The 19634-nt window shown below is 46.1% G+C and carries 15 protein-coding genes; 7 read left to right on the top strand and 8 right to left on the bottom strand.

Features of this window, described 5'->3' with window-relative positions:
- Positions 1-21: 21 nt before the first annotated feature.
- Positions 22-1065 (bottom strand): polysaccharide pyruvyl transferase CsaB, encoded by a 1044-nt coding sequence (gene csaB, locus QUA42_RS05930; protein ID WP_333135953.1) that lies wholly within the window; start codon positions 1063-1065, stop codon positions 22-24.
- A 290-nt stretch (positions 1066-1355) separates the two neighbouring features.
- Here csaB and QUA42_RS05935 point away from each other — a divergent pair, with 290 nt between their 5' ends.
- The 3 genes from QUA42_RS05935 (at position 1356) to QUA42_RS05945 (ending at position 6135) form a co-directional block, all read left to right on the top strand.
- The gene (locus QUA42_RS05935; RefSeq protein ID WP_333135955.1) at positions 1356-1670 is read left to right on the top strand and encodes a DUF2499 domain-containing protein; all 315 of its coding nucleotides are present in this window, start codon (positions 1356-1358) and stop codon (positions 1668-1670) included.
- 16 nt (positions 1671-1686) lie between these two features.
- The gene (locus QUA42_RS05940; protein ID WP_333135957.1) at positions 1687-2106 is read left to right on the top strand and encodes a lysozyme inhibitor LprI family protein; all 420 of its coding nucleotides are present in this window, start codon (positions 1687-1689) and stop codon (positions 2104-2106) included.
- Positions 2107-2295: 189 nt separating this feature from the next.
- The gene (locus tag QUA42_RS05945; RefSeq protein ID WP_333135958.1) at positions 2296-6135 is read left to right on the top strand and encodes a DNA polymerase III subunit alpha; all 3840 of its coding nucleotides are present in this window, start codon (positions 2296-2298) and stop codon (positions 6133-6135) included.
- Here the strand turns inward: QUA42_RS05945 and QUA42_RS05950 are convergent.
- From QUA42_RS05950 to QUA42_RS05960, 3 genes are all read right to left on the bottom strand, one after another.
- On the bottom strand, positions 6112-8199 hold the full coding sequence (locus QUA42_RS05950; protein WP_333135961.1) for a serine/threonine-protein kinase: 2088 nt from the start codon (positions 8197-8199) through the stop codon (positions 6112-6114). The genes QUA42_RS05945 and QUA42_RS05950 overlap by 24 nt on opposite strands.
- A 325-nt stretch (positions 8200-8524) precedes the next feature.
- Complete coding sequence (locus QUA42_RS05955; protein ID WP_333073253.1) at positions 8525-8863, bottom strand: DUF3593 domain-containing protein; 339 nt, start codon at positions 8861-8863, stop codon at positions 8525-8527.
- A 298-nt stretch (positions 8864-9161) separates the two neighbouring features.
- Complete coding sequence (locus tag QUA42_RS05960; RefSeq protein ID WP_333135962.1) at positions 9162-9812, bottom strand: ATP-binding protein; 651 nt, start codon at positions 9810-9812, stop codon at positions 9162-9164.
- A 608-nt stretch (positions 9813-10420) separates the two neighbouring features.
- Between QUA42_RS05960 and QUA42_RS05965 the strand changes: the two genes are divergently transcribed.
- Positions 10421-11164, top strand: coding sequence for a pentapeptide repeat-containing protein (locus QUA42_RS05965; protein WP_333135964.1), 744 nt, complete (start codon positions 10421-10423; stop codon positions 11162-11164).
- A 104-nt stretch (positions 11165-11268) separates the two neighbouring features.
- Here the strand turns inward: QUA42_RS05965 and QUA42_RS05970 are convergent, their stop codons facing one another.
- Both QUA42_RS05970 and gatA read right to left on the bottom strand, forming a co-directional pair.
- Positions 11269-12252, bottom strand: coding sequence for an alpha/beta fold hydrolase (locus QUA42_RS05970; protein WP_333135966.1), 984 nt, complete (start codon positions 12250-12252; stop codon positions 11269-11271).
- A gap of 118 nt (positions 12253-12370) precedes the next feature.
- Complete coding sequence (gene gatA, locus QUA42_RS05975; RefSeq protein ID WP_333037285.1) at positions 12371-13831, bottom strand: Asp-tRNA(Asn)/Glu-tRNA(Gln) amidotransferase subunit GatA; 1461 nt, start codon at positions 13829-13831, stop codon at positions 12371-12373.
- 1232 nt (positions 13832-15063) lie between these two features.
- Here gatA and QUA42_RS05980 point away from each other — a divergent pair.
- The 3 genes from QUA42_RS05980 (at position 15064) to QUA42_RS05990 (ending at position 17928) form a co-directional block, all read left to right on the top strand.
- On the top strand, positions 15064-15519 hold the full coding sequence (locus QUA42_RS05980; RefSeq protein ID WP_333044446.1) for a helix-turn-helix domain-containing protein: 456 nt from the start codon (positions 15064-15066) through the stop codon (positions 15517-15519).
- Positions 15520-15733: 214 nt separating this feature from the next.
- Positions 15734-17035 (top strand): serine hydrolase, encoded by a 1302-nt coding sequence (locus tag QUA42_RS05985; RefSeq protein ID WP_333135968.1) that lies wholly within the window; start codon positions 15734-15736, stop codon positions 17033-17035.
- Between the two features lie 56 nt (positions 17036-17091).
- A complete protein-coding gene (locus QUA42_RS05990) occupies positions 17092-17928 on the top strand; it encodes an alpha/beta hydrolase (protein WP_333135970.1) in 837 nt (278 codons plus the stop codon).
- Positions 17929-18057: 129 nt separating this feature from the next.
- On the opposite strand, the gene QUA42_RS05995 is transcribed toward QUA42_RS05990, so the two are convergent.
- Positions 18058-18336, bottom strand: a complete 279-nt coding sequence (locus QUA42_RS05995; protein WP_006632385.1) for a DUF1816 domain-containing protein — start codon at positions 18334-18336, stop codon at positions 18058-18060.
- 296 nt (positions 18337-18632) lie between these two features.
- Positions 18633-19634: 23S rRNA (guanosine(2251)-2'-O)-methyltransferase RlmB (gene rlmB / locus QUA42_RS06000; RefSeq protein ID WP_333135973.1), on the bottom strand; the 1002-nt coding region annotated here is incomplete at its 5' end.

A 19634-nucleotide genomic window follows, 5' to 3' on the forward strand; every position in this document is an offset into this window, starting at 1 on the left:
CTCTTATTAAGACTGCTATTACTAAGACTGCTGGAGCGCGGCTCGCAATACTTCGCGATGAAAGAGCGATCGCTCTACTATAAATTTTATCCTGTCTGGAGATAAGGCGTCGCCGTTAGCATAGTGTTCCATCCAGGTTTTGCTAATTAAATAAGGATCGTCTGGCAATTCTGATAATAAGTATCCTGGCATTTCTAGCTCTTCCATTAACTGGCTTACTTTCGGATCGTAGCTGAGGGCAAAACAGCGGCATTCTTCGGATGCTGCCATAATTAAACTGTGGTAGCGCATCCCGATCGCCATTTCGACTCCCCGGAACACTCCTTTCAATTTTCTCGGATCGTCTAAACTGAGAATGCGGCTCGTTTTGGGCAGGGCTTCATGCAAATGTTTGGCAATTTCTAAGTCGTGAGATGCTTGAAAAGGCAGCAGCAAAATTAAGGTGCGAGTTGCTTTTTGAAAGTCAACTAAAGCTTGAGTTAAGATTGACAAACGAGCGGGAGTTAGTGTAGGATGAGAACGCAAACAAACAGCAACTCTGGGCGCCGGTAAATCCCACAAACCCGACACGGGGGAATTCTCCAAAGCCCACACGGGATCGGGCGCTAAAGTAAAGGGAATTTGCCAATCTGCAAGTAAAGTAGCTGAACCTTTATCGCGCACGCTGACGGCGGTGCATCCAGCAAAACAGCGCTGAGATAACTTGCGAGTCATTTCGCGCTTCAAAGGCCCAATTCCCTGGGCCCAAGCAACTGTTTTTAAGCCCATCCGCTGCGCTAATCCCATCAAACCCCCATAATAGAAAGGGCTCGCAATGCTAGTAGCGTCTTGAATTAAACTACCGCCGCCCCAAATTAGCGCGTCGGATGTGCGGAGTGCTTCGAGAACTTGGAACGCATTCATGCGATCGCGCGCAGCTACCCCGTACCGCTGATTTGTCTCGACAGGATTGCCAGACAGGACGATCGGCGTCACGCCATCTGGTAACATTTGCAATAGCGATGCCAACAGCGCCTCGTCGCCGCCGTTGCCTTTACCGTAATAGCCGCACAAAATTGCTCGCATTTCTACTCTTTTCTTTGTTTGTGATGGGGAATCTAACTATTTTAGATTTTAGATTTTAGATTTTTTTGATATTTGAGATTTGATCCTACTACCAAAAAATGCTACTGTCAGCAAGCTTCACGGCTTTACGTCATAAGTCAGCTCAAATCGCAAATCTAATAAAATCTCAAATCGCTAATCTAAAATTGTATGACGCATCATACTTTATATGACAGTTGCGTAAGTCCCGATAGATAAATCTTTCATCTTCGTTATCGATAAATCTTTCATCTTCGTTCACAATACAAAAAATGCACGCTTTGTCAATTCCCACCTGGATTATTCACATCTCTAGCGTCGTCGAGTGGATTGCCGCCATCTGGTTAATTTGGACTTACGGCGAAGTCACTCAAAACCGAGCTTGGTGGGCCCTTTCCGCCGCAATGCTGCCCGCTCTTGTCAGCGCTATGTGTGCCTGTACATGGCACTATTTTGACAACTCTCCCGCCCTAGAATGGATCGTTACCCTGCAAGCGGCGATGACTCTCATTGGCAATTTTACTCTATGGGCGGCGGCTTGGTGGATTTGGCGATCGGCTCAGCCAGCAGAGAAAATTAAAGATTAAAAAAGAGAGAAACTAAGTGAAAAATAGCACTATTTGGGTAAAATTTGTGGCAAGTTTGCTTTTGTTGAAAGCCGGATTTTTGCTTCCCAGCAAAGCCAGCAACATCCCTGTACAAGTCGCCCAACAGCCTAACTGCAAAAGTCCTCAAACCACGCTAGAGATGAATGTCTGTTCCAGTCAAGAGTTTGAGACTGCAGACAAAAAGCTCAATCAAGTCTATCAGCAACTGCAAGCAAAAATCAGCAGTAGACAAAAGCAGAGATTGACTGCGGCACAGCGTACTTGGATAAAATTTAGAGATGAAAATTGTGATTATGCAAAAGGACAGTTTGAAGGCGGTTCTTTGGCTGCTTCTACCTACGGTTATTGCCGGGCCAGAGTGACGCAAGAACGGATTAAAGATTTGGAAGGTTATTTGAAACAAGCCAATTTGTAAAAGTTCGATCGCGATCAAGAATAATTTACCCATTCAATCATCAATACAGCGACAACCTCATCTTTTGCACTTTTATAAGCCCCAACACAAACCAGCTCAAGAGTGATATAAAGCTTTGTTTTTTATTTTACCCTTTGACACGCCGATGGTGTAAAATCTAAATTCTCAAATCTTATATTTTAAATCCCTATGTCCTTCGTTGGTTTGCACATTCATAGCGATTATAGCCTGCTGGACGGGGCTTCTCAGCTACAACAGCTCGCAGAACGGGCGGTGGAATTGGGGATGCCCGCGATCGCCCTTACAGACCACGGGGTGATGTACGGGGCGATCGAGCTAATCAAAGTTTGCCGAAATAAAAATATCAAGCCGATTATTGGCAATGAAATGTATGTCGTCAACGGCGACATCGAAGTAAAAGTTCGAGGTAGAAGAAAATACCATCAAGTTGTTTTAGCTAAAAATACCCAAGGTTATAAAAACCTCGTCAAACTAACCACAATTTCCCATTTAAAGGGAATGCCTGAAAGAGGTATTTTTGCCCGCCCCTGCATCAACAAGGAACTGCTAAAACAATACTCCGAAGGTTTAATTGTCACCAGTGCTTGTTTGGGTGGCGAAGTTCCCCAAATGATTCTGCAAAACAAGCTAGATACTGCCCGTGAAGTAGCCACATGGTATAAAGAAGTATTTGGGGAAGATTACTATATAGAAATTCAAGACCACGGTTCCCCGGAAGACCGGATTGTTAATGTTGAAATCGTTAAAATTGCCCGTGAACTCAAGATTAAAATAATTGCCACCAATGATTCTCACTATATTTCCTGCAACGACGTAGAAGCACACGATGCTTTGCTGTGCATTAACACCAACAAACTGATTGAAGAAGACAAGCGGATGCGCTACAGCGGCACTGAGTATCTTAAGTCTGCGGAGGAGATGGCGCAACTGTTTCGAGACCATTTGGATGATGAAACAATCAAAGAGGCGATCGACAACACTTTAGAAGTCGCAAATAAAGTATCGAGATACGAGCTGACAGGAGAAGCTCGAATTCCCACAATTCCAATTCCCCCAGAACATACAGCCGATACTTATGTAGAAGAAATATCCTGGCTGGGACTCTTAGAACGCCTCAAAGCCCGCACCAGAAATGAAATCCCCCCCGTCTACAAACAAAGACTAGAATACGAACTGAAAATGCTTCAGCAGATGGGCTTTTCGGAATATTTTTTAGTAGTTTGGGACTACATAAAATATGCTAGAGATAACAATATTCCAGTAGGCCCAGGACGCGGTTCTGCCGCAGGCTCTCTAGTTGCCTATGTCCTCAAAATTACCAATATAGACCCCGTACACCACGGACTACTATTCGAGAGATTTCTCAATCCCGAACGCAAATCCATGCCAGATATTGATAGCGATTTCTGCATAGAAAGGCGGGATGACATGATTAAATATGTTACTGAAAAATATGGTAGCGACCGCGTAGCGCAAATTATTACTTTCAACAGAATGACATCAAAAGCTGTTTTGAAAGATGTTGCCAGAGTGTTAGGTATTCCCTACAAAAAAGCCGACGAAATGGCAAAATTAATTCCCGTGTCCAGGGGAAAGCCGGAAAAACTTAAAGTAATGATTTCCGATGACACACCTGCACAGGAATTTAAAGAAAACTATGAAAAGACAATTTGCATTAATGAAGAAACAGGTACAGAAGTCCCTGTTCGTCAGTGGATTGACATGGCAATTCGCATTGAAGGAACCAACAAAACCTATGGCGTTCACGCGGCCGGTGTGGTAATTTCTTCAGAACCGTTGGATGAAATTGTACCGCTGCAAAAGAATAATGAGGGTGCTGTAATTACCCAATATTTCATGGAAGATTTGGAATTTTTGGGGCTGCTGAAAATGGACTTTTTGGGATTAAAAAATTTAACAACGCTCCAGAAAACAGTTGATTATATTAAGCACACCCAAAATCAAATAGTCGATCCAGAAATGCTGCCTTCTGATATAGAGCGCAGAGCTCAAGAGGCTTTTGCCAGAATCAAAAAGTTACCAAATGATGTAGATAAAACTTATAGACTTTTAGAAAGAGGAGATTTAGAAGGTATTTTTCAGTTAGAATCCTCTGGAATGCTGGATGTAGTGAAAAAACTCAAACCTTCCTGTCTGGATGATATTTCTTCTATTTTGGCACTTTACCGACCTGGCCCGCTGGATGCAGGTTTGATTCCTCAGTTTATTGACTGTAAGCACGGTAAAACAGTTGAGTACGATCATCCGCTATTAGAGCCGATTTTAAAAGAGACTTACGGAACGCTTTGTTTTCAAGAGCAAATTATGCGGATGGCTCAAGATTTGGCGGGCTATTCTTTGGGTCAAGCTGACTTGCTGCGGCGCGCAATGGGCAAGAAGAAAGCTGATGAAATGCAGAAGCAAAAAGAAACGTTTATCGACGGCGCAACTAAGAATGGAGTCAGTCAAAGAATTGCTGATAAACTGTTCGCGCAGATGCTGCAATTCGCTGAATACTGTTTTAATAAATCCCATTCAATGGCTTATGCCTATATCACGTATCAAACTGCCTATTTAAAGGCGAATTATCCTCTAGAATACATGGCTGCACTGCTGACTGCTAACAGGGGCGATCAGGATAAAGTACAGAAATATATTGCCAATTGTCTCAAGCTGGGTATTGAGGTTGAGCCGCCAGATGTTAATAGCTCGGAACTTACTTTTACACCGCTTCCCAAACAGAGGACTGGAGCTGCAAAGGATAAAATTTTGTTTGGGATTTCTGCTGTTAAAAATGTGGGAGAAGCGGCGATTGAAAATATTTTGGCAGCGAGGCACGAAGGGGGTAAGTTTAAATCGCTGCCGGATTTGTGCGATCGCGTAAATCTTCATTCTGTCAACCGCCGCGCTTTAGAAGCATTAATTCAATGCGGTGCTTTTGATAAAATTGAAAACAACCGCAATCAATTAGTACACGACCTCGAAGGGGTGATTAAATGGGCCCAAGAGCGCAAAAGAGACCGAGAAAGCGGCCAAGGTAATCTTTTTGACTTGTTAGGTGCGAATAGCTTCGGGAAGTCGGTCAATACCTATGAGTCTGCGCCAAAATCTAAAGTGGTAAAAGATTTTGAAAAACAAGAGAAATTGCGTTTAGAAAAAGAACTGCTTGGCTTTTATGTGTCAGAACATCCCCTAAAGTTTCTCCTGCAAGCCAACCCAGACCCCGATGTAGTGACTCTCGAACAGTTAGCAGAGAAAAAGGGGAAAGTATCAGTTATTGTCATGCTCAGCGCTATCAAAATGGTAGTGACAAAAAAAGGCGATGCGATGGCAATTTTGCAATTAGAAGATTTGACACATCAAATAAAAGCTGTTGTGTTCCCCAAGGCTTACGAACAAGTGAAACCTTACATTGTAGAGAATGCTATCTTACAGATTAGTGGAAAAATTGAGAAAGATGGCGAGGAAATTCAGATAATTGTAGACACTGCAAAGCCGGTTGAAACAGTACAGGTTACAGAGGAAATCGAGAGGGTCGAACCGGAAATAAATAACCATTGGCCGGCGGAACCAGTCAACATTGTACGATCGACAAAACCTGTGGAAGTTTTAGAAATGGTGATTGTCAAGCTGACACCGCAGCAAGTACAAGACGGGAAAAAACTCAATTCCCTCAAAGCTATTTTGCAAGAACTTTCCAATCGTGGAGAAGGTGCTAGCGTTTCTGTGGGAGGAATTGTTGTCGGTGAATATTCCTGTCAACCCCTTCGCATTAACCCTCAATTGTGGGTTCAAGATGGCGAGGGAACTGTTAGCCGTCTCAAGTCGGCTGGATTTGATGCTTGGGTTTTTCCTCTACACAATCGCGGGGATGCTGCGGTGTTTCGAGAAATGCGATCGCAACTTAATGTACATTCTTGGGCCAGTCGTTTACTGCACACTGACACTGATCGCCTTCACAAGTACGTCAATTATCTCGCCCAACTAAACAGACGCCCGCCAAATTAGCACTTCGCCGCCATCCCCACCGGTGACTAAAGTTTGACCGTCAGGACTAAAAGCCACCGGATTGCACCCAGCAAGAGAGCACAAACATTCTCCTGTTTCCAGGTTCCAGAGTTTAACCGTACCGTCTCGACTGCCGCTAGCCATAGTTTCGCGATCTGGACTAATCGCCACCGAAATCACCGCATCAGAATGCCCGCTCAAAGTATTAATTAATTCCCCTGTATCGGCATTCCACAATTTAACAGTAGCGTCGGCACTTCCACTGACAATCGTTTTGCCGTCTTGACTAAATGCGATCGCATAAACCCAATCTGAATGACCGACAAAAGTCCGTACACTCTCCCCAATACCTACAAGCCACATCTTGATAGTGGTGTCAGCACTGCCGCTGGCAAGCATCATACTTTGAGGGCGAAAACTAACAGATAAAACCTTGTCAGAATGTCCCGAAAGTTTTTGAACCAATTCTCCGTTGCGCTGGTTCCACAATTTAATACTCTTGTCGCCGCTGGCACTCGCAATCGCTCCAGAGTCGCAACTAAAAGCCACCGAATACACGGAGCCGTAGCGATGACTGTACGGCGAACCAAAATCGCTGTAAAATTCGCGAATCATCGCCTTTTTATCCAGCTTCCACTCAATGACTTTTCTGTCAAAACTGCCGCTAACCATCATTCTCCCGTCTGGGCTAATTGCCACAGCATCAACCGTTGCGGAATGGCCGAAAAAAGTATGGATGAATTCACCTGTTTGCAGGTTCCACAGCTTAATTGTTTTATCGTCGCTGGCGCTCGCGAGAATATTACCTTGAGGGTTAATAACCACAGCATTAACCGGGGCTGAATGGCCCTGGAGAATGCGCTCGCACCGCCAGTTATTAGACGACAATAACCTCGGATTGCCAGCGGATGGCACAACATGAATCTTCTGGGGCGGCGCGGCCGAGACGGCGGTTGCTGTATTGGTCTGCGAGTTAGTTACTGGCGAATTAATAGCTATTTGGGTGGGCGAATTATAACTGATTTGAGAGCGGGGATATTGCCCAACATTTACCAATTCTTGCAACACTTCAGTAGCGGATTGATATCGCTCTCTTACCGAATCTTTGAGCAATTTATTCAAAATAGTTGCTAATTTATGGCTGACTTTTATGCCTTTTTGCGCCAAGTGCGATCGCCAAATCCATTTGCATTCCAAAGCATCGAACAAATCCTTCAATACCGCCCCAGTTAGCAGGTGAATGCAGGTAACGCCCAAACTGTAAAGGTCGCTCGCCGGATACGCCTTGCCGCTGCGAATTTGTTCGATCGGCGCATAGCCCGCAGTTCCAGTTATCGTCCCAGTTTGCGCCTCAGAAAGGCCGGTAATGTGCTTAGCAACTCCAAAATCTACTAGCACAAACTGACCCCCCCTGGCCTTCCCCTGTACAGCAGGAGATTCAGCGACAATTAGCCGTTTCATACCAGCAGAAGATTGAGGTAAATTTGCCCCTCCTTTTCGTTTACCAGGAGTCGAGCTGGGATATCCCGCCGCCCGCATGGTTTGGGGAGTTCTCCGCACAATATTTTCCGGCTTAATATCTCGATGAATCACCTGCTGCTCGTGAACAAATTGCAAAACAGGCAACAAATTGATCAACAATTCCCAAATCTGTTCCTCGCTAAAAGCTCCCTGCTGCTGCAACTCCTGAAACAAATTATTTCCCTCGATTAACTCTTCCACAAGATACAGACGTTTTGCTTGTTCAAAAGAAGCCAGCAAACTGGGAATCTGCGGGTGTTCTCCGAGTTCGTGCAACCGGTGAGCTTCTTGTTTGAACAGTGCAGTTGCCTTTTCTAATTCAGCTTTTTCTTGAACTTGGGGGAAAAATTGTTTGATGGCGCAGGGAGTTTTCAACCTATCTTCATCGACAGCTAAAAACGTTCTGCCAAATGTTCCTTCACCGATAGGCTGAATGGCGCGGTAACGCTCCTTCAGTAGCAATTTAGAGCCGCACGCCAGACAAAAATTGGTTGAGTCAGCATTCTGCGGCTTTTGGCAATGGGGATTGAGGCAATAGCTCATCTTTTTTCCGGCCTGGAGATTCCCACCACAGCTAAACTTAGCAACATGGTAGTCTGTTTCCACTCACGCCCAGAGCACCATTCTCGATAATACCTGAGAAACTCGCTTTCTTGACCCAAAATCTCGGCTCTCAGGTTGAGCCCGTGGCAAGAAACCCAGGTGAGGACACTAGAAGTGCTTGATGTGAGTTTCCATATATTCTAATGCTTTCCTCAAATTTTGCAGGTTGGCGGCTCACAAACTGGTATGTCAACAGTTAACTGTTAACTACGGCTATTCTGGAGCATTTATGCCCAGAGTAAATACAACACTGAGACGATCCCGGCTATTCTCCCCCATCTAAAAGACACTCTTGCTCCTCGCCGCCCTTCTGTGACGATGCTTTGGCTTTAATCACCGCTTCTCTAAAGCCTAAAACTAATAAAATATTGGCAAGTGTTAAGAATAATTCCGCAGAACCGTGCAGCCAATCGACATTTGCTAAGGATTCGTTGTAGGCAACTTTTGCGTAAATTGCGGCGGGAATCGTCACAGCCACAAAAACGAGAGTGCCGTAAAATCCCATCAGAGCTAAACGGGGTGTTTTTCCCGAGCGAGTCAAAAACCAGAGAAATCCCAAGTAGGGAAATAGAGACAGAACAAATAAAGTTTCTTTGGAAATCATTAGTAATGGGCGAGCGACCAGATACTATGATAAGTTAAAAAGTCAAAAATTAGTGTGAATATTTTTTAACTTTGTAATGTTTAGTTTTTAATATTTAATTAGACAGATGCACCCGTTTCTATCGAACCGGTATAGAATCACCCAAGACCATAGCTCTTAACCCAAGCCGCAGCAGGTTGGCGTTATTCAAAAACCCTCACCCACGCGGAGACAAAACCCGTAACTTTTCCCCTAACACCGTTTTTAGCATAACACATTTTTCACCGTGCCAGTCTCTTAATTGTCCCTCACTCCAAAGCTACCCAGCAATTAGAAATAGAGACTGTTCCACAGTTTTCTGTCTGCTAGGCATCAAGCAAGCATCGTTCAAAACCTCTAAATCCAAGCCGTTATTTCTATCTGCTGCCAGAATTTCTTTCAGCTTAGCATCAAAATCAAAACACGGGCCGCAATCCCAAACTTTGAGTTCCAACCGTCCGTTAAACACCCTAATTTCCAGTTGAACAGGAGTTTCTACTGGCAGATTTTTGTGAGCGTGGCGAACTGCATTAGTGAAACCTTCAGCCAACGCCAACTGAAACTTACACCAAACCTCATTGGGGAGCGATATATATTTCAACTGTTCAAACCACAACAAAACTTGAGTTAAAGCATTGACATCTGTGTTGACTTGCAGGCTAATATGTTGAATACAAGTTTCATGCAGTTCTTCTTCCTGCTCTGTTTCAGTTTGCCAATCCCAGGTGTTTAATAAATTCATTAACCCATCTAAAACGCTAGCTTTTTTTATATTTTGGGAGCGATTGCGACCTTCTACTGCGTAACTTTTGCTCAGGGACAAACAATTTCGATTGTCGAGAGTCCGGGTGTAACTGATCTCGTCTGCAATCTGCCACATGAGTTTGATCCCCCTGCCGCCTTCTGCAAGTTGATCTATGCTGTTCGACATCTATTTTCCTCGTTTGAAAGTATTAGCTGTACCCTATTTTCCCACCCGCCGAGACATTTGGTACTTTTTTTATACTTGCTTGCTCGGTATTATTTCGGGGATCATACAAAAATGCTATCTTTTTTAGAGAAGGCAGCGCATCAGCAATATGTCTTAAGAGTCTAAGCCAATTGGCTTATTTACCTATCCCCTGTACGGAGAACGATCGCCCTCGGCAGCTAAATCCAACTGCATCGATTACAAATACTTATCCGTTGTAGGAGTCGGCCACTTGTCGCAGCCGTCGCCAGCTCCAGAATCCCTGGTATTTAGCGCCTCCGGCCGTTCGCCGTTCGCTGCCACGGAGCCTTGATGTGCGGGCTTTCATCCCCAACCCCTAAGTAATATCCGTGAGTGCGATGGCTACGCCCCGGCTTACGCCTACGAACCTTACACCGTCGATTCACGTCCATCCACTAGACTAGGACTTACGCAAACAACCCAGTTTCTGCTTAGAATATTGGGTTTGACAGCGAGGAATTAACGAGGAAACCGGGTTTTTGGTCTCCCGCACGTAAGTCCAGCAGACAAATCGGTGATGAAAGGCAGTTACAGGACTTACCCAGACTATGACCAAAATCAAACTGAAAATTCTGACTGCAGCGATAATGCTACTCCCATTTTGCGCCGCACTTCCCTTACAAGCTCAAAATCTGTCTCTAGTCAAGCGGCTGCTAGAAACCAGAGGATGTCCCGGATGCGACTTATTTGGCGCTTCCTTGAGCCGTGCAGATTTGTTTGGCGCTTCCTTGAGCCGCGCCACTCTCAGCAGGGCTGACTTAGTTGATGCCGACTTGACTGCGGCTGACTTAATGGAAGCTAATTTAAACAACGCCAACATGAGAAACGCCTTTTTGGCTGACGCCGACCTCAGCAAAGCAGACATGAGCAGGGCAGACATCAGGGGAGCCAACTTAGAAAATGCCAACCTCAGCGAGAGTTTTCTGCGAGACGCATCGCTCCAGTTGGCTAATTTAAAATGCAGTAATTTGAGCGCCGCTAAACTAAGTAGAACCGACCTGAGAAATGCCGATTTAAGCGGTGCAAATCTCAGGGGTGCCGACCTCCAAGAAGCCGATTTAAGCGGTGCAAATCTCAGCGGTGCCGACCTTAGATCTGCCGACTTGAGGGATGCGAGATTGAACAAAGCTAATCTCACAGATGCCAATCTCTGCGGCGCCCGGATGCCGAACAGAAAAACATCTCGGCGAGGCTGCGAAGTTAAGAAAGAACAACCTATAAGCACGAACAATTACTGCAATTATTGCTATGCCTTAAATGACTGGTGGCTGAATGTATTAAGGTTTTACTAAGCGATATCATCGGGATAACTTCTCTGCTTTAGATATGTACAGTGAGAAGAGCGAGCAGGCGGTACAGATATCAAACTTAACCTGTTACCGCCAATAGCTTTTATCTACTTTGAAGAACCTAAAAATTGGCTCAGTATTTGCAGATATTCTGCGCCCCCGATCTGCGCCACATTAGTGTGACCTCCATCAGGAACTATGTAAAGCTGTTTGGGCTCAGGTGCTGCATCAAACAGTTTTTTGCTCATTTCTACAGGAACTACATTGTCAGCAGTCCCGTGAATAAAGAGCACCGGCATTTGCAGGCGATCGACTTTTGAAAGAGAATCAAACCGCTGTGTCAGCAAAAAATCGATCGGAAACATCCAAAACAGCCCTTTTTGGAAATTAACCATCGCCCGCGTCGAAGTAAAAGAGCCTTCTACTATTAACCCCGCAGCCTCCGGGTGACGCACCGCTAGATCGATCGCGATCGCCCCTCCCAAAGAATGACCGTAGAGATAAATTTGATTCGGGTTAATCCCCCGCTGTTTCACCAAATAATCCCAAGCAAGTTGAGCATCCTCATAAACCTGAGATTCACTCGGAAAATCGCCCTGGCTTTTTCCATAACCACGATAATCCATCACAAATACCGACAAACCTAACCGATGAAATCGATGAGCGTGTTCGACATTTGCTCCCACATTTGAAGCATTACCGTGCAGGTACAAAACTACCCCCCCTAGCCCCTTGTTAAGCGCGGGAACCGCAGCGATGGCCTGTTTGTCACTTCGGGCCGTCGCCAGAAACGACTCCCCCTTTCTTGCTCCACCCCAAGCTTTGGGGGGGCTGGGGGGATTTTCCGAGGCAGGAATCCACCACCCGTGCACGCTGTCCACCGCGCCTGTTTTAGTTGGAATTGGCAGCCAAACATCTTGATATTTCAACTGAAAATCATCTGGCGTAGTTTCGATCGCCCGCGCAGGAAAAAAGATAAACTTACCTTGCGCTACAAATAGGAATACACAAGCAGCAGAATAAGCAACGGCAAAAACTATCCCAAAAGCTATTAGCGATTTAGACAAAAGGAATACTAGCAAATTGTTCATAGATAGAGCACGCGGGAAAGTAGAGATCGCTCAAAAGCTAATGGCAAATAATTAATTCAGACAATTAGCCAAGATCGATTACTAACTTCCGCCGCAGCATTCCGCCGATTTTCAAAAATTAATGCAATTCCGGGTGGTGTAAGTGCCAATTCGTAGACTGTTCGTAAGCGTGAGCCACTTGAAACAACCGAGATTCTTGCAAAACATTACTAATCAGTTGTATACCCACGGGCAGTCCTTTATCATCAAATCCGCAGGGCAAACTCAAAGCTGGCAAACCAGCAAGATTCACGGGAATAGTCATCAAATCTGACAAATACATACTCAGGGGGTCATTGAATTTTTCGCCTGCCTTAAATGCGGTAGTAGGAGCAGTGGGACAGACTAAAACATCAACTTGAGAAAAAGCTTTTTCAAAGTCTTCTTTAATCAAAGTCCGAACTTTTTGAGCTTTTAGATAATAGGCATCGTAATATCCAGCCGACAATACGTAAGTGCCGATCGCAATCCGGCGTTTAACTTCCGCACCGAACCCTTGAGAGCGGGTTTTGGCATACATATCCAAAAGATTATCGGGGTCTGGAGACCGGAAGCCGTACTTGACTCCATCATATCGCGCCAAATTTGCCGAAGCTTCCGAGGGAGCAATGATGTAGTAAGTGGGCAAACCGTAGCGGAAGCGGGGACAAGAAATGACTTGAATTTCTGCGCCCAATTGTTGAAATTGCTCGATCGCCTTAGTAACAGCGTCTTTAACCCCCGAGTCCAGCCCTACACCAAAAGTTTCTTTAATTACACCAATTCTAATCTGACCCTTCGGTCGCAAACTGGGTCTTAAAGCTTGAGCGTAGTCAGGAATTGGGACATTCAGACTCGTGGAATCTCTCGGATCGTAACCGGCGATCGCCCCCAACAAAATCGCCGTATCCTCAACAGTCCGACCAAAGGGCCCTATTTGATCGAGAGAAGAAGCATAGGCCACCAAACCGTAGCGAGAAACCAACCCATAAGTCGGTTTCAGCCCCACCAACCCGCAAAAAGCAGCAGGTTGGCGGATCGAGCCCCCAGTATCCGAACCCAAACTCACGACGCATTCTCCAGCGGCCACTGCTGCGGCCGAGCCGCCAGAAGACCCTCCGGGCACGCGCTCCAAGTCCCAAGGATTCGCGGTAACTTGATAGGCAGAAGTTTCTGTCGAGCTCCCCATTGCAAACTCGTCCATATTCGCCTTACCCACAATCACCGCACCGGCTGCTTGGAGTTTGGAGACGACGGTTGCATCGTAGGGAGGCACAAAATTCTCCAAAATCCGAGAGGCGCAGGTTGTGGGAACGCCCTCGGTACACATATTATCTTTAACGGCGATCGGGATGCCGGCCAACAGGCCAATTTGCTCTCCGGCTGCGATTTGGGCATCCACTTTATGGGCCTGCGCCAATGCGCTGTCTGCCGTCACGCACAGAAAGCTTTTCAACTTCGGCTCTAGCTGGGTAATTCGGTCTAATGCTTCTTGAGTAATTTCCACAGCAGAGCGTTCTTTATTGACCAGTTGTCGGTGCAACTCGCGGATGGATGCCATGCTCGTACCTTTATCATTTCTACTTTGAGACAATACAGTTAATATAACTGGCAATTGTACCTGCTTACAGCCCGAAGGCAAAGTCTGCTATTTTTGTGGCGAAAGTTCGAGTCTCGAAGAGGGTTCCGCTAAGGCGCTATCGGTCATTTTATCTACAATAGATTAAATTCCCCAAATCCCACAGAACACAAAATAGCGATCGAATTTTTTACCTAATCTTTTAACAAACCAAGTATGCAAGTGTATCAGGACTGATGCCAAAAGTTGTTTGACGCGAGATTTATATGAGTAAGGGGTAAGGTGTGCAATCTGGTCTCTACATAATTAAGTTCTGTCTCCAAGAATGTGTATGCAAGATCACACTCATTAGGAAATCAGTCATTCCCAATTCGGTCATCTAAATTATCAAATATTATAACCCAGGTTCTCTTCGATGCAACCCAGGATTTGCTATAAAAAGATTGTCTCAAAATACACTAATCCCCGATAATTACTGCTTTATTCCGGCAAATATTCAGATAATATTAAATATATACTAATAATATTTTACCTGTTTTGTGAGAGATAATTTATTTTTAAAGACATATTTTGAAGCATCTGTAGCTGATTTTTTACGAGATTACTCGCCTCCTGCTTATCCACGAATCAACTCCAAACAAAAAAATACGAAAAATAAAATATTAGATAATGGCAGCACATCCCCTAATAATTATAACCATATTATGAAAGGAAATTTTTGAGCCAAAAATTACCAATAAAAATTGGTTTAAAGCCGGGACCCTTGTAGGGAGAAATTAAAAGAAGACTATTCATTACTCCCATCCTCTTCCTTCCAGGTAGAGGTCGCTATCCCAGGTCAACTGTCAACTGTCAACTGTCAACTGAATGAAAGTTATCAGTCATCCGAGTGAATTAATGGCGTCTGCGCGATGGTCGAAGAAAATAGCGATCGACCTTTTCTGATACACCCCCATTGTGCCAGAGGTCAAAAAGCCTGTCAGAAATCTGGGGTTCACAAAAAAGCTCGAAACGCTCACCGCCACGCCGAGGTCTTTTGTTGCGCGCACCTGCAAAAAAACAGCAGTCCTTCCTCAAGTGCGACTAGCTGCGTGCATCTGGGGTAAAAAAAGCTACTTATTTGTCCGAACGATCCCCAGGAAAATAATTTCATCCGGAATTATCCCCAAAACCAAAGATATATGGTAAGAAGTTCCCGATGCCCCGTTGGAGGAATGCCACCTAAAGCTCACTTAGAATCCCACCTGACGGCAGAGGAACTCAAAATTCGCTACCGGCAGGCACAAAACACCACAGAGTCGCGCCGCTGGCACTTGCTGCTCTTAGTTTCCAGAAATTGGACTATCAAACAAGCAGCCCAAGTCGTAGGCCTCAACTACGACTACGCCAAAGAAATTGTCCAGCGCTACAACCGAGAAGGGCCTAACTCTGTGAGAAATCGCAGCGGAGACCGCCAGCCCCCTCCTGCGAAATCCTTGCTGAATCCTGAAGAGCAAGAAGAACTGCGACAAGCGCTGCAAGGCCCTGCCCCCGACGGCGGAGACTGGACAGGCCCCAAAGTAGCTCGCTGGATTGCCGAAAAAATCGGTAGCGATCATGTCTGGCCCCAACGCGGCTGGGATTACCTCAAGCGGTTGGGTGCTGACTGGCGACGGCGGCGCAAAAAGTAGATAGTTCCCAATATTTAAAGGGGGTTGATTGCTTTGGTGCGATCGCTCCCTTTATCTTGGTTATTTTGCCACATTGGCGTGATTAAAACCATTTGAGATTTGAGATTTTAGAGTTGTTCTTCAATCTAAAATCTCCCATCTAAAATCTCAAACCATTTGACTGATGTAACAAGAGCTGCTTATATTGAATGTGGTGGTGTTGAGGATGTTAAAGATGCGAGATATCAGGTGTTTTTTGTCGATCGCCAACAAGATGGCGGCAGTAGTAGCCGGCATCGGACTGGTTCAGATGTTAACCATCGCAAGTTCATTTTCTCAATCATCTAACCCGCGTTCCCTAGACGAACTCTACAAAACTCGCGATCGGCTGATCACCGAATTAGAACAACCCCCCTCTCCCTCCCCAGAACCAACCCTGCTCTCGCGCTTAGTTCCCGTTGCCGCCAATCCTCAAGAACAACTGCTACAGCAGTTGCAAGCGGTGGAAGCTCAAATATTAGTAGAACAGAGGGCTAAGGACGACTTACAGCAAGCAGTCCGTTTAGCCAACCGAGCCGTAGAAACTCAACGGCAGCAAAATAAGTCGATCGAATCTTCGCAGCAAACTCAATTTTTCTGGCATCAGGCGCTCAACAACTTGCAGGAAGTTCCTCAAAATTCATTTTTAGCTTCGCTCACTGCCTCAAAAACTCAAGAATACCGGGAAAATTTAACAGCAGCAACCTTTCAAGTGCAGCAAGCAAAATCTGATTTTTTGGGTGCGCTTGCCCGAGAAAGCGGTTTGTCAGCTCAAGCTTCGATCGGTGTTTGCAACCTTTATAGAGAATGCGTAAACCTGCGGGGCGATGTACCTCCAGCCAGTCCAGCCAGCTTAATTAAATTGCCGATTGCTGTTGCCCTGATGCAAAAAGTCGAAAAAGAAAAAATTAGTCTGAATCAGGAAGTATTAGTCAGTCGCGGTAATTTCACCGAAGACGCATCGGCAAAGATTAGGTCCAATCGCAATTACCCGCTACAGCTACTGTTAGAAGAAATGATCTATCGCAGCAGCAATATCGCCACCAATCAACTAATCGATTATTTGGGATCGGATTACATCAATCAATATTTAGATAATAGCGGCTACGAAGTCACCCGCGTCAACTTCAAGTTGATGGGGGAAAGAATTATGCCCTCCAACCCCGGTTCTGGTCGCAACCGCCTGACTGCTAACGAACTAACCGAAATGATGGTGCAAATTTACAACGGCGAAACACCGGGTGCTAAACTATTAATAGAAACTCTCAACCGCCAGTACGATCACGCTCTGGGATTTGCCGCCTTGGAAGGAACTAAAGCTCAGTGGTTGGGCGAAAAAACAGGCCAAAATTCTCGGGTACTCGGCACAACTTTAGCGATGAGCGTTGACGACGAGGCCTATGTGATTACTGTGATTGACAGCCGCAGCGGCGAGCTACAAATGCGCCAGTCTATTTCTAAAATTGCCGATTACATAGTCAGAAACCCCAACTTTTAATCGCTGGAATATACAATTTATAGCGGGGGACAACGCACCGCCCAAACAGTTAAAAAATGCCGCATCAACAACTCAGCGTTTCGGTCAAAGGCAAAGGATTTCCCATTCTCTGCTTGCACGGCCATCCAGGTTCCGGCGATTGTATGTCGGTGTTCACAGAACACCTATCAAAACGCTTCCAAACGATCGCCCCAGACTTGCGCGGATACGGCAACAGCCGCACCTCAACTTTCTTTGAAATGACCGATCATCTGGTCGATTTAGAAGCACTATTAGACAGATTAGGAGTCGATCGGTGTTTGGTGATCGGATGGTCTTTGGGAGGGATTTTAGCCCTGGAATTAGCCATGAAATATCCCCAGCGAGTCACTGGTTTGATTCTACTTGCATCCGCAGCCAAACCGCGAGGAAGTCACCCTCCCATCTCTTGGCAAGATAACCTTTACACCGGTTTAGCCGGAATTATCAATTGGGCGATACCCGGTTGGCAGTGGAATATTGATACTTTTGCTAGGCGATCGCTCTTTCGCTACTTGATACAGCAGCATACAGCCACCCCTTACCGCTACTTAGCACAGGCAGGTACCACCGCTTACCTCAAGACTTCCAACACGGCAACCAAGGCGTTAAATACCGCTCTGAGGGCTGGATACGATCGACTGATGCACCTGGGCGACATTCAATGTCCCTGCTTGGTGTTGGCCGGAGAGGGCGATCGGCACATCACCTCAGCATCCAGTTTAGAAACCGCCCGCCACCTGCACGACTGTCAGTGGCAGTGCTATCCCAATACAGCCCACTTGTTTCCTTGGGAAATTCCCGATCGGGTACTCGCAGACATCGATCGCTGGATTGAGAGTCACCCCGAAGCAGTTGACAATTGCGAGTGTTGAGTTTTGAGTTTGTCACAAGCAATTTATTACCCAACACTCAAGAGTTTTGAAGTTATAACTCACACCTCAAAACCGCACAGCGTTGCGAGGGAAGCGTAGCCCTCTCAAAACTCAAAATTCCCCCTGCTTCTACTGACCGCTCAAAACCGGCCACAGCCCTCCATCACCAAGCTTTCCCAAATCTTCTGCAACAGTTAAAGTAATTGGTTTGCAGCGCTGAATCGAAACACTAACACCTTCTGCCCCTTCATTTTCTATGTCTTCTACATATCCTGCTTTTGCAGCTTCCGCCTCTCCATCGGTTAAGAACGGGCCAAAATAGTAAATGCACCGCGGCGCTGAAGTTTTAACTTCAACCCACCAAGCCAATCCGAAAAAGTTGAGCAAGCTAATCAAGAATTCTTTCATCTGCTTTTCTAATGTATTTGACGGTGTTTTCAGGGTGCTGCGAACACGCCTAGGCTGTTGTTATTTACACGTGGCTGACTGCTGCCAAGAACCGATCCAAACCTATTTAAAGCTGATATCTAAATAGATTGGTGTCGAATTCCTGTTTGAACCTGGGGGGCTGGCCCCTTCTACTTTCGCCTGAACAAGTAACGACAGTCGATCGGCTCTCCTTACTTGTTCCGGGTGTGGTGCTGATCCATTCTGGGCAGCATTCACAATAAACTACTCTGTTGTGCTCTTTTTTTCAAGCACCTTTACGAGCCGTGTACGTGAAACTTTTTGGGCCCGCGCTGACGGTAAATTTCGTATAAAGCCATCCCCGTTGCTACCGAGACATTCAGGCTAGGAGTATGGCCCCTTAAAGGAATTGAAACTAATCCGTCACATCCGCGCTGTATCAAAAGGCTCAAACCGTCAGCTTCACCACCCACCACTAAAACAGTGGGTCCGGAGAACTTGACTGTCTCTATAGATTGACCGACGCCTGCTGCAGTGCCATAAATCCAGAATCCAGCCTCTTTCAGTTCTTCCAGCGCCCGATTAAGATTGACAACCCTGGCCACGGGCAGGCTTTCCAATGCCCCTGCTGCCACTTTTCTTACTGCCGAGGTAATACCAACAGCGCGCCGCTGCGGAATCACCATGCCCTGAGAGCCCAATGCTTCTGCGGTGCGAATGATCGCCCCTAGATTGTGCGGGTCGTTGAGTCCTTCTGCTACCACAATTACTGGATCTTCGCAAGCCGACTTAGCCTTCGCGATCAGTTCGCTCAAATCCAGGTATTCGTAGGCTGATACTTGAGCGGCTACGCCTTGGTGGTTTGCTTTGCGCGTGATGTAGTCGAGGCGCAAATCGTCAACTTCGTCAATGATGCTGCCGTTGGCCTTGGCTTCGGTTAGCAAGCTATGAAAGCGGGGATCGTAGCGCAGGTGCGGAACAACCCAGATCCGGTTGAGGACTTGGTTTGTTTCTAAAGCTGCTTGCACCGCATGGCGGCCGTAAATCATGTCGTCTGTGTCTGCGTCTGGTTGCACGACTGTATTTGAGGCACTGTCAACAGGGCGAGTGTCTCTGTCTTTGTCTCTGTCTCTGAAATGGTTGCCCCGGAATTCCTGCGGGCTATTGTCTTTGTCTCTGTCTTTGTAATAATTGCCCCTGGATTCCTGGGGGCTGCTGTCCCTGTCTCGGAAATTGTTGCGGGCCGGCTGCGGGCTGCTGTCTCTGTCTCTGTCTCGGAAATTGTTGCGGGCCGGCTG

Source organism: Microcoleus sp. Pol11C2, assembly GCF_036701505.1.
Lineage (GTDB): Bacteria > Cyanobacteriota > Cyanobacteriia > Cyanobacteriales > Microcoleaceae > Microcoleus.

Bases quoted from the DNA above. Each gene is read 5' to 3' on its own strand.
- csaB (WP_333135953.1), bottom strand. From the start codon at position 1,065: ATGCGAGCAATTTTGTGCGGCTATTACGGTAAAGGCAACGGCGGCGAC.
- QUA42_RS05945 (WP_333135958.1), top strand. From the start codon at position 2,296: ATGTCCTTCGTTGGTTTGCACATTCATAGCGATTATAGCCTGCTGGAC.
- QUA42_RS05950 (WP_333135961.1), bottom strand. From the start codon at position 8,199: ATGAGCTATTGCCTCAATCCCCATTGCCAAAAGCCGCAGAATGCTGAC.
- QUA42_RS05965 (WP_333135964.1), top strand. From the start codon at position 10,421: ATGACCAAAATCAAACTGAAAATTCTGACTGCAGCGATAATGCTACTC.
- QUA42_RS05990 (WP_333135970.1), top strand. From the start codon at position 17,092: ATGCCGCATCAACAACTCAGCGTTTCGGTCAAAGGCAAAGGATTTCCC.
- QUA42_RS05995 (WP_006632385.1), bottom strand. From the start codon at position 18,336: ATGAAAGAATTCTTGATTAGCTTGCTCAACTTTTTCGGATTGGCTTGG.
- QUA42_RS05970 (WP_333135966.1), bottom strand. From the start codon at position 12,252: ATGAACAATTTGCTAGTATTCCTTTTGTCTAAATCGCTAATAGCTTTT.
- QUA42_RS05960 (WP_333135962.1), bottom strand. From the start codon at position 9,812: ATGTCGAACAGCATAGATCAACTTGCAGAAGGCGGCAGGGGGATCAAA.
- QUA42_RS05980 (WP_333044446.1), top strand. From the start codon at position 15,064: ATGCCACCTAAAGCTCACTTAGAATCCCACCTGACGGCAGAGGAACTC.
- gatA (WP_333037285.1), bottom strand. From the start codon at position 13,831: ATGGCATCCATCCGCGAGTTGCACCGACAACTGGTCAATAAAGAACGC.
- QUA42_RS05955 (WP_333073253.1), bottom strand. From the start codon at position 8,863: ATGATTTCCAAAGAAACTTTATTTGTTCTGTCTCTATTTCCCTACTTG.
- QUA42_RS05935 (WP_333135955.1), top strand. From the start codon at position 1,356: ATGCACGCTTTGTCAATTCCCACCTGGATTATTCACATCTCTAGCGTC.
- QUA42_RS05985 (WP_333135968.1), top strand. From the start codon at position 15,734: ATGCGAGATATCAGGTGTTTTTTGTCGATCGCCAACAAGATGGCGGCA.